The sequence below is a fragment of the Brevundimonas sp. genome, assembly GCF_036402095.1.
Taxonomy (GTDB): domain Bacteria; phylum Pseudomonadota; class Alphaproteobacteria; order Caulobacterales; family Caulobacteraceae; genus Brevundimonas.
Genome location: NZ_DASWTO010000082.1, coordinates 1 through 8,342 on the forward strand (window position 1 = coordinate 1; position 8,342 = coordinate 8,342).

9 protein-coding genes are annotated in these 8,342 nt (G+C 69.5%); 4 read left to right on the forward strand and 5 right to left on the reverse strand.

The features are described 5' to 3' along the window. A partial coding sequence (locus VGD32_RS06620) for a replication-associated recombination protein A (RefSeq protein WP_331031120.1) occupies positions 1-1,152 on the reverse strand: 1,152 nt, incomplete at its 3' end. 72 nt (positions 1,153-1,224) lie between these two features. On the opposite strand from VGD32_RS06620, the gene VGD32_RS06625 reads away from it, so the two are divergent. Then, the gene (locus VGD32_RS06625; protein WP_331031112.1) at positions 1,225-1,647 is read left to right on the forward strand and encodes a VOC family protein; all 423 of its coding nucleotides are present in this window, start codon (positions 1,225-1,227) and stop codon (positions 1,645-1,647) included. A 1-nt stretch (position 1,648) separates the two neighbouring features. Next, the gene (locus VGD32_RS06630; protein WP_331031113.1) at positions 1,649-2,071 is read left to right on the forward strand and encodes a VOC family protein; all 423 of its coding nucleotides are present in this window, start codon (positions 1,649-1,651) and stop codon (positions 2,069-2,071) included. Here the strand turns inward: VGD32_RS06630 and VGD32_RS06635 are convergent. Both VGD32_RS06635 and VGD32_RS06640 read right to left on the reverse strand, forming a co-directional pair. Next, positions 2,068-3,459, reverse strand: a complete 1,392-nt coding sequence (locus VGD32_RS06635) for a trypsin-like peptidase domain-containing protein (RefSeq protein WP_331031114.1) — start codon at positions 3,457-3,459, stop codon at positions 2,068-2,070. The genes VGD32_RS06630 and VGD32_RS06635 overlap by 4 nt on opposite strands. 59 nt (positions 3,460-3,518) lie before the next feature. Continuing rightward, a complete protein-coding gene (locus VGD32_RS06640) occupies positions 3,519-4,763 on the reverse strand; it encodes a TCR/Tet family MFS transporter (protein ID WP_331031115.1) in 1,245 nt (414 codons plus the stop codon). Positions 4,764-4,913: 150 nt separating this feature from the next. Between VGD32_RS06640 and VGD32_RS06645 the strand changes: the two genes are divergently transcribed. Together VGD32_RS06645 and VGD32_RS06650 are read left to right on the forward strand one after the other, a co-directional pair. After that, positions 4,914-5,840: an ABC transporter ATP-binding protein gene (locus VGD32_RS06645; protein WP_331031116.1), complete on the forward strand. Its 927-nt coding sequence runs from the start codon at positions 4,914-4,916 to the stop codon at positions 5,838-5,840. After that, on the forward strand, positions 5,830-6,705 hold the full coding sequence (locus VGD32_RS06650; RefSeq protein WP_331031117.1) for a hypothetical protein: 876 nt from the start codon (positions 5,830-5,832) through the stop codon (positions 6,703-6,705). Before VGD32_RS06645 ends, VGD32_RS06650 begins: the two co-directional genes overlap by 11 nt. 9 nt (positions 6,706-6,714) lie before the next feature. Here VGD32_RS06650 and VGD32_RS06655 read toward each other — a convergent pair whose 3' ends face one another. Further along, positions 6,715-7,641 (reverse strand): hypothetical protein, encoded by a 927-nt coding sequence (locus VGD32_RS06655; protein ID WP_331031118.1) that lies wholly within the window; start codon positions 7,639-7,641, stop codon positions 6,715-6,717. Between the two features lie 214 nt (positions 7,642-7,855). Further along, positions 7,856-8,275, reverse strand: a complete 420-nt coding sequence (gene rplQ / locus VGD32_RS06660) for a 50S ribosomal protein L17 (protein WP_331031119.1) — start codon at positions 8,273-8,275, stop codon at positions 7,856-7,858. Positions 8,276-8,342: the final 67 nt, after the last annotated feature.

Genomic DNA, 8,342 nt, shown 5'->3' on the forward strand with positions numbered 1-8,342 from the left:
CGGGTCGTACTGGTAGCCCTTGCCGTAGCCGAGCGACTTCATGAGCTTCGTCGGGGCGTTGCGGATGTGGGCGGGGGGCATCAGCGAGCCGGTTTCCGCCGCCGCGCGCTTCGCCGCCTTGAAGGCCTCGTAGACCCCGACCGACTTGGGCGCGGTGGCGAGATGCACCACCGCCTGGGCCAGGGCCAGTTCGCCCTCGGGCGAACCGAGGAAGTCGTAGGTGTCCTTGGCCGCATTGGCGACGAGAAGGGACAGGGGGTCGGCCTCGCCGATGTCCTCGACCGCCATGCGGACGATGCGGCGGGCCAGATACAGCGGATCCTCGCCGCCGTTGAGCATCCGCGCCAGCCAGTAGAGGGCCGCGTCCGGGTCCGATCCGCGAACCGATTTATGCAGCGCTGATATGAGGTTGTAGTGCTCTTCTCGACTCTTGTCGTAAGCGGGCGCGCGCTTCTGCAGGATGCCGGCGAGGGCCTGGACGTCGAGCGGCTGGGCCGGCTCCATGCCGAACAACACCTCGGACAGGGTCAGCAGGTAGCGGCCGTCGCCGTCGGCCAGGGCGAGCAGGGCCTGGCGGGCCTCGGGCGTCAGCGGCAGGGCCTTGCCCTCCTGCGCCTCGGCCCGGATCAATAGTTGATTCAAGGCCTCGTCGTCGAGACGTTTGAGCACGAAGACCTGACTGCGGGACAGCAGGGCGCCGTTCAGTTCGAACGAGGGATTCTCGGTCGTGGCCCCGACCAGGGTGACGATCCCCTCCTCCACGAACGGCAGGAAGCCGTCCTGCTGGGCCCGGTTGAACCGGTGGATTTCGTCGACGAACAGCAGGGTCGACTGCCCCGCGGCGCGGCGCATCCGGGCCGCCTCGAACGCCTTCTTCAGGTCGGCGACGCCTGAGAAGACGGCGCTGATCTGCTGGAACTGGTAGCCGGCGGCCTGGGCCAGCAGGCGGGCGATGGTGGTCTTGCCGGTGCCGGGCGGCCCCCACAGGATCATCGAGCCGAGCCGCCCGGCCTCGACCATGCGCCGGATCGGCCCGCCCTCGCCCAGCAGGTGATCCTGCCCGACCACCTCGTCGAGCGTGCGTGGCCGCAGGCGGTCGGCCAGCGGCGCGTCGGGGGGGTGAATGCCGGAGGCTTCGAACAGGTCGGTCATGCGCCGCCAGAGATAGGCGTTCGCGGCGGCCATTTCACGCGTTAGTATGGGTCACCCAACGGAGAGGGCGACATGGCCGCAGATCACGACAAACAGGGGCCGACAGCCGGGATCACGCCGCACCTGACCATCCCCTCGCGCGGCGGCCAGGCGGCGGCGGAATTCTACCAGCGCGCTTTCGGGGCCGAAATTCTTGACCTGAAGCTCGCCGAGGACGGCGAGCGGATCATGCACGCCCACCTGCGCGTCAACGGGGCCAGCGTCATGATGCACGACGAGTTCCCGGAGATGAACGGCGAACAGGACATCGCACCCAAGGGGGTGACCCTGCACCTGCAGGTCGACGACGCCGACGAATGGTGGAACCGCGCCATTCTCGCCGGCGGCGTGCCGGTCTATCCGCTGGCCGACCAGTTCTGGGGCGACCGCTACGGCCAGTTGAAGGACCCGTTCGGCCACTGCTGGTCGATAGGGAGCCCGATCAGGGTGAAATAGCATGGCCTACGTGCCGCCCGACCCGCCGGTGATGCCCTATCTGATGGTCGGCAACGGCCATCGCGCCCTGGCCTGGTACGTGCGGGCGTTCGGCGGCCGCGAGGTCAACCGCTTCGACATGGAGGGCGGGCGGCTGGGGCACGCCATGATCGAGCTGGCCAACGGCGGCTCCATCTATCTGGCCGACGAGTTCCCCGAGATGATCGAGACCGTCGGCACGCTGGCGCCGGACAGTCTGGGCGGAACGACGGTGACGGTGGCGCTGGCCGTCGACGACGTCGACGCCTGGCTGGCGCGGGCTGAGGCGGAGGGCGCCTGCACGATCCGTCTGCCGGTCGACGAATTCTACGGCCGCCACGCCAAGCTGCGTGACCCCTTCGGCCACGTCTGGTCGCTGACGGGGCCGAAGCGGGACGACGGCTAGCGCAGCACGCCCGTAATACGCCGGCCGCGCCGCTCGATGATCACTTCGGAGCCGCGGCCCAGATCGGTCAACTGCTGCACCGACGTCACGGCGCGCCCGTTCACGACCATGACGATGTCGCCGCCCTGCAGCCCGCTGCGATGGGCGTAGCTGCCGCGCTGGACAGCGCCCACGATGACCCCGGTCGCGAACGGGTCGCCGCCGAGGCTGTCGGCGAGCGCGGGGTTTAGCGCCAGCACCTGCGCCCCGCTGAGCACGCCCGAACGGATCACCGTCGCCCGGTCGATGTCGGCGTCGCCCGGCAGCCGCTGCACCCGGGCGTTCAGCGTCGTGGGCCGACCATCGCGCAGCAGGGCCACCTCGACGCTGGCGTTGGGCTCGCGCGTGCCTACCCGGAAGTTGAGGCCGCTCTGGTCGTTGACCTCGGCGCCGTCGATGGCGGTGATGACGTCGCCCTCGCGCAGGCCGGCGCGGGCGGCCGGACCGCCGGGATAGACGTCGGTGACGACCAGGCCCTGCGGACGCTCGAGCCCGAGGCTGCGGGCGATGTCGGCGCTGACGGTCTCGCCCTTCACGCCCAGCCACGGGCGGACCACGGCCGTGGCGCCGCCGACGGCCGAGTCGACCACCTGCCGGACCGTCGTGGCCGGCACCGCGAAGCCCACGCCCGATGACGAGCCGGAGCGGGAGAAGATGGCGGTGTTGATGCCGATCAGGTCGCCATCCATGTCCACCAGCGCCCCGCCGGAATTGCCCGGATTGATGGCCGCGTCGGTCTGGATGAAGGAGCCGCTGTCGGAGATGCCCGTGTCGGTGCGGTTCAGGGCCGAGATGATGCCGTTGGTCACCGTCTGGCCGACGCCGAACGGATTGCCGATGGCCAGCACCAGGTCGCCGACCTGCTGTTCCTCGCGGTCGTCGATGTTGAGGACCGGCAACCGCTCGTCGACGCCCTCGAGCTGCAGTACGGCGATGTCGGAGCGCGGATCGGCCAGCACCACGCGGGCGGAGAACTCGCGCCGGTCGTTCAGGGTGACGCGGATCTGCTGCATGCCCTCGATGACGTGGTTGTTGGTCACCACCACCCCGTCCGCGCGGACGATGACGCCGGAGCCGACCGAGCCGGTCTGGCGCTGGCCCGGGATGCCCCAGAAGGGGTCGCGGTACTGCTGCACCCCGATGGCGGCGATGTTGACCACGGCGGGCGCCGCCTCGCGGACCACGGGGGCGAAGCTGGCCTTCATCGACAGGGCGTCGGCGGGCAGGACGCGGTTGTCGGCGAAGACGCCGTCCTGGGCCCGGGTGTCGTCGGGCCGGCCGCAGGCGGCGAGGGTCAGGGCGAGCGCGATGGCGAGGGTGCTGGTCTTCATCATCATCCGGATGGTCATGACGTCGCTATGCGCCGATTTCGCCCGGACTTTTCGACGCGATCAAGGCGCACGCGGGCTCAAACGGTTACGTTTTCCTCACGTTCCGCCCGCCGTCCGACCCGCCATCCGATCAGCGCCGCCAGCAGCAGGACGGCGGCGGCGAGAAAGAAGGCGAGGCCGGGATGCGGCACGGGCGCCCCCTCCCCGGCCGAGATCGAATAGACCCAGCCGAAGAACAGCGGCGACAGCACGCCGGCGATCGAGGCGACGCTCATGTTGGCGCCCTGCAGCTGGCCCTGCTCGTCCTCGCCGACGCGGCGGGTCATCAGCGCCTGCAGCGTCGGCATGGCCAGACCCCACAGGGCGTTGGGCAGCATGGCGAGGATGAACCAGAGCCCGTCCGGCGCCCAGCCCATGGCCGCGATGCCCGCCGTGCCGCCGAACAGGCCGAACACCATGGTCGCGCGGTCGCCGAAGCGCTTGACGACCGGGCCCACCAGAACCCCCTGAACCACCATGTCCAGCACGCCCACGAGGGCCAGCAGGAGGCCCACCTCGCCCGGCCCCCAACCGTAGCGCAGGGCCGCGTAGAGCACGAACACGGCCGAAAAGACGTGATGGGCGAAGTAGAGCAGGAAATTCACCACGGCGAGGCCGCTCAGCTCGGTGTGACGGCGCAGCAGGATCAGGGCGCCCACGGGGTTGGCCCGCGCCCAGTTGAACCGCATCCGCCGGTCGGGCGGCAGGCTCTCGGGCAGGACCAGCAGGCCGTAGAGGAAGGCCAGACCCGACAGGCCGGCGGCGAACCAGAACGGGACGCGCGGGCCGAACTCTCCCAGGAAGCCGCCCAGCACCGGACCCAGCACGAAGCCGCCCGAGAAGGCCGCGCCGATCAGGCCGTAGGCCCGCGCCCGCTTCGCGGGTTCGGTGATGTCGGCCATGTAGGCGTAGATGGTGGTGAAGCTGGAGGAGGTGATCCCGGCGATGATCCGGCCCAGCGCCAGCCACCACAGGTCGGGCGCCACGGCCATCAGCACATAGTCCATGGCCAGGCCGGCGCAGCTGATCAGGATCACCGGACGGCGACCGTACTGGTCCGACAGCGAGCCGATGATCGGCGAGCAGACGAACTGCATGCCCGCCCAGAGCGCTACGAACAGGCCATTGATCACGCCCGCGCGGGCGTTGGAGCCGACGAAATCCTCGATCAGGCCCGGCAGCACGGGGATGATGATGCCCATGGCCACGATGTCGAGCACCGCCGTCACCAGGATGAACGGCAGGGCGGCGCGATGGGTGCGGAGGCGGGACAGGGCGGACATGAAAGGGCTCGCGGGGACGGGCCTTCTACCCGCGATCAGGCGGAAAGTCAGCCGCGGGCGGGCTCCGCGTCCCGCCCGCAACCCCACATTGCCGAAGCTTAATGCCCCGCCGGGTTGCGCGGATCGACGAGGCGAGGTCAACCTGTCCGCATGACCGCTGTTATCGAAACGCCCGTTATCGAAGTCGTGGGGCTGACCAAGACCTACGGCGCCGTTCGCGCCCTCGACGGACTGGACCTGTCGATCCCGCGAGGCGGGGTCTACGGCGTGCTGGGGCCCAACGGGGCCGGCAAGTCGACCCTGTTCCGCATCCTGCTGGGCCTGATCCGGGCCAGCGACGGGCGCGCCAGCGTCATGGGCGGGGCCGTCACCGAGGTCAGCCACATGCGCCGCATGGGCTCGATGATCGAGACGCCGCGCTTCCCGCCCTACATGACCGCGCGGCAGGTGCTGCGCTGGCTGGCGCTGGAACACGGCGTGGGCGGCGAGACCGACATCCCCTACTGGCTGCAGCGGGTCGGCCTGACCGAGGCGGCGGACCGCAAGGTGCGCGGCTTCTCGGTCGGCATGATGCAGCGCCTCGGCGTCGCCGCCTCGCTGATGAGCCGGCCCGAGCTGGTCATTCTCGACGAGCCGACCAGCGGCATGGATCCGCCGGGAATCCAGGAGATGCGGGCCCTGATCCGCAGCCTCGCCGACGACGACGGCGTCACCGTCGTGCTGGCCAGCCACCAGCTGCTTGAGGTCCAGCGCGTCTGCGACCGCGTCGCCATCCTCAACAAGGGCAAGCTGGTGCGCGAGGGCGCGGTCACGGAACTGACCTCGGTCGGCGAGCGGCTGCGTCTGACCGTCACCACGGCGGCGAAGGCGCTCGAGGTGCTGGGCGCCCGCGGCGCGACCGAGGGCGAGGCCGTGCTGGCCGACGTGAAGCGCGACGAGGGCCCCGGCCTGATCCGCGCCCTCGTCGAGGCCGGGGTGGACATCCATGAAGCCCGCTGGGTCGGCACCGATCTGGAGAGCATCTTCTTCACCGAGACGGGCGCCGTGCAGGCGCCGGAGACGATCCATGCTGGTTGACGCCATCCGCGCGGAAGGCTTCCGCCTGTCGAAGAACCGCACCGCCCTGTTCTGGAGCGTGGTCTTCGTGCCGGTCATCACCGTGGTGATCGGGACCATCACCCAATTCGTGCTCAAGGCCAACGAAGCCAAGCTGCTGGCCGATTCCGACGCGCCCCCGGGGCTGCGCGACATGATGCTCAAGGGCGGCGAGCTCGACATGGCCGAGGCGCTGGTCGGCGCCGCCGGCAATCTCGCCAATCCGATGGTGCTGCTGTTCGTGCTGATCGGCGCGGCCACGCTGTACGCCGGGGATTACCGCTGGGAGACCTGGCGGCTGATCAGCGCGCGCAACAGCCGGCCGAACCTGCTGCTGGGCAAGCTGGCCGTCGTCGCCGGACTGGCGCTCCTGGCGATGCTGTTCATGCTCCTGGCCGCCGTGGCCGAGAACTTCATCCGCGCCGCGATCTTCGACCGGACCGTCGTTTTCGGCGCCACCGGCGAGGCCTTCGGACAGTTCGCCGGCCAGTTCGGCCTGTCATGGCTGCGCATCCTGCAGTTCACGATGATGGGGATGCTGGCCGCCTCGGTGACGCGGTCCTTGCTGGCCGCGCTCTTCGTGCCGCTGGTGATCGGCGTGGCGCAGTTCTTCTCGCCGCAGATGCTGACGCCGATGGGGATCATGCCCGACGCCTGGCTGGCGGTGCTGGTCAATCCGGGCGCGGCGGTAGACGCCATCAGCGCCGCCATCGCCGGCGGCGAGCGCGCCGCCGCCCTGCCCGCCGGCATCCTGCCCAAGGCGTGGACCAGCCTGGGCCTGTGGACCCTGCTGCCGCTGGCGGGGGCGCTGGCCTGGTTCAGGCGGCAGGATCTGTCGAAGGAATAGGCGGCGCGATCAGACGCCGGTCATATCCGTCAACGGAAAACGAGCGACAGCGGCAGCGATCCCCTTGGCGCGGTCAGGCTCTCCGCTCCGGCAGGCGTGCTTTCGCGGCTCGTAGGCATAGGTGGCCCTGTCGGCGACCACAGCCCGGTATTCGCCCACCCAGCCTGTCGGCAACGTCGCGACGAGGTCCTTGCTGGGAAGATCGAGACCCGGATCGGAGTCGCCGCAGGCCACGGCCTCGAAACGCTTCCGGGCGTGGGCAACGAATGTCAGACGGCGCGCCCGTGCCACATCGCCGGCAGCGAGATACCACTTCGCCGCCGAGACCAGGCACTGATCACGTGACCTCCACACCTGCCCCGCCAAAGTCGCGCCGTCGGTGGCGTCGCGGTCTTTCGTCTGACGAATGTCGAGGCAGGTCGCCAGTTCCTCGAAGCTTTCGTACAGCGGCAGGGTTTCCTGCGTCGGCGCGGGCGGGGCGGGTACGCCTCTGGCCTCAGCCCGGCGACGGGCGATCCGTTCGGCTTCGGTCAACCGCTCCTGCAGCTCAGCCTCGTCCTCGCGCCGCTCCTGCATGTCATCCAGGGCATAGAGGCCGATGATAGGGCTGAAGAAGACCATGGCGAAGCCTTTCGAGGCCTGATCGTCCGGGCCCTTCCGCCGGGTCTCCCAATGCTCGATGGCGCTGACGCGGCGGCCCTCAAGGCATGCGGAGCCATGCTGCGGCAGGCGGCCGCAAACCCATTCCCCTAGCAGCCGGGCCCCCTCGAGTTCCAGGCGAGCGCCATTCTCGAGTTGCAGCTGGCGCGGAACGCGACCGTCCAGGAGGTCGCCGCCTTCGGCCAACGGCGTCGCAACCATGACGACGGTCCGTTCGCCTCCGCACGCCGCGCATGACAGCGCCAGAACAGCAGCTGCGACCCGAAATACCGACATCGACCGTCTCGTCCTCCGACCGCTACGGTGCCTGACCCCGCTTAAAGAAGGCTCGAACGACATGGCTAACGCCATTCAAAGGGCGTCTGCGCCGGGCCCGGACCTGTCAGTAGCCCCTCCACGGGGCCGAAACAGCCTTACCGCGCGGCGTCACAACGAAAAAGGGCGGCTGGATCGCTCCAGCCGCCCCTTTTTAAGCCCCGACGAAAGAAGCTTACGCCTCGTCGTCGCCCTCGATGGCGTAGACCGAGCCCGAGTCCTGGCCCTTGGCGTCGACGTCGCGGTCGACGAACTCGATGACGGCCATGGCGGCGTTGTCGCCGTGGCGATAGCCGGCCTTCATGATGCGGATGTAGCCGCCGTTACGGTCGGCGTAGCGCGGACCGATCGTCTCGAACAGCTTGCCCACCTGCGGCACGTCGCGGACGTGGCTGATGGCCTGACGGCGCGCGTGCAGGTCGCCCTTCTTGGCGAGCGTGACCAGCTTCTCGACGAAGGGACGCAGTTCCTTCGCCTTGGGGAGCGTGGTCGTGATCTGCTCGTGCTTGATCAACGAGGCCGCCATGTTGGCGAACATCGCGGTCCGGTGGCTGGCCGTGCGGCCGAGCTTGCGATAGGCGGCGCCGTGGCGCATCGGGGTCTCTCCTACTCACCCTGGTTTCCACGAAAGCGGACCTGGGGTTCTCTCATTCTAACCGCTC

Excerpts from the sequence above, each read along its gene's own strand:
- VGD32_RS06625 (WP_331031112.1), top strand. The coding sequence starts at position 1,225 with ATGGCCGCAGATCACGACAAACAGGGGCCGACAGCCGGGATCACGCCG.
- VGD32_RS06650 (WP_331031117.1), top strand. The coding sequence starts at position 5,830 with ATGCTGGTTGACGCCATCCGCGCGGAAGGCTTCCGCCTGTCGAAGAAC.
- VGD32_RS06630 (WP_331031113.1), top strand. The coding sequence starts at position 1,649 with ATGGCCTACGTGCCGCCCGACCCGCCGGTGATGCCCTATCTGATGGTC.
- VGD32_RS06645 (WP_331031116.1), top strand. The coding sequence starts at position 4,914 with ATGACCGCTGTTATCGAAACGCCCGTTATCGAAGTCGTGGGGCTGACC.
- VGD32_RS06635 (WP_331031114.1), bottom strand. The coding sequence starts at position 3,459 with ATGACCATCCGGATGATGATGAAGACCAGCACCCTCGCCATCGCGCTC.
- VGD32_RS06655 (WP_331031118.1), bottom strand. The coding sequence starts at position 7,641 with ATGTCGGTATTTCGGGTCGCAGCTGCTGTTCTGGCGCTGTCATGCGCG.
- rplQ (WP_331031119.1), bottom strand. The coding sequence starts at position 8,275 with ATGCGCCACGGCGCCGCCTATCGCAAGCTCGGCCGCACGGCCAGCCAC.
- VGD32_RS06640 (WP_331031115.1), bottom strand. The coding sequence starts at position 4,763 with ATGTCCGCCCTGTCCCGCCTCCGCACCCATCGCGCCGCCCTGCCGTTC.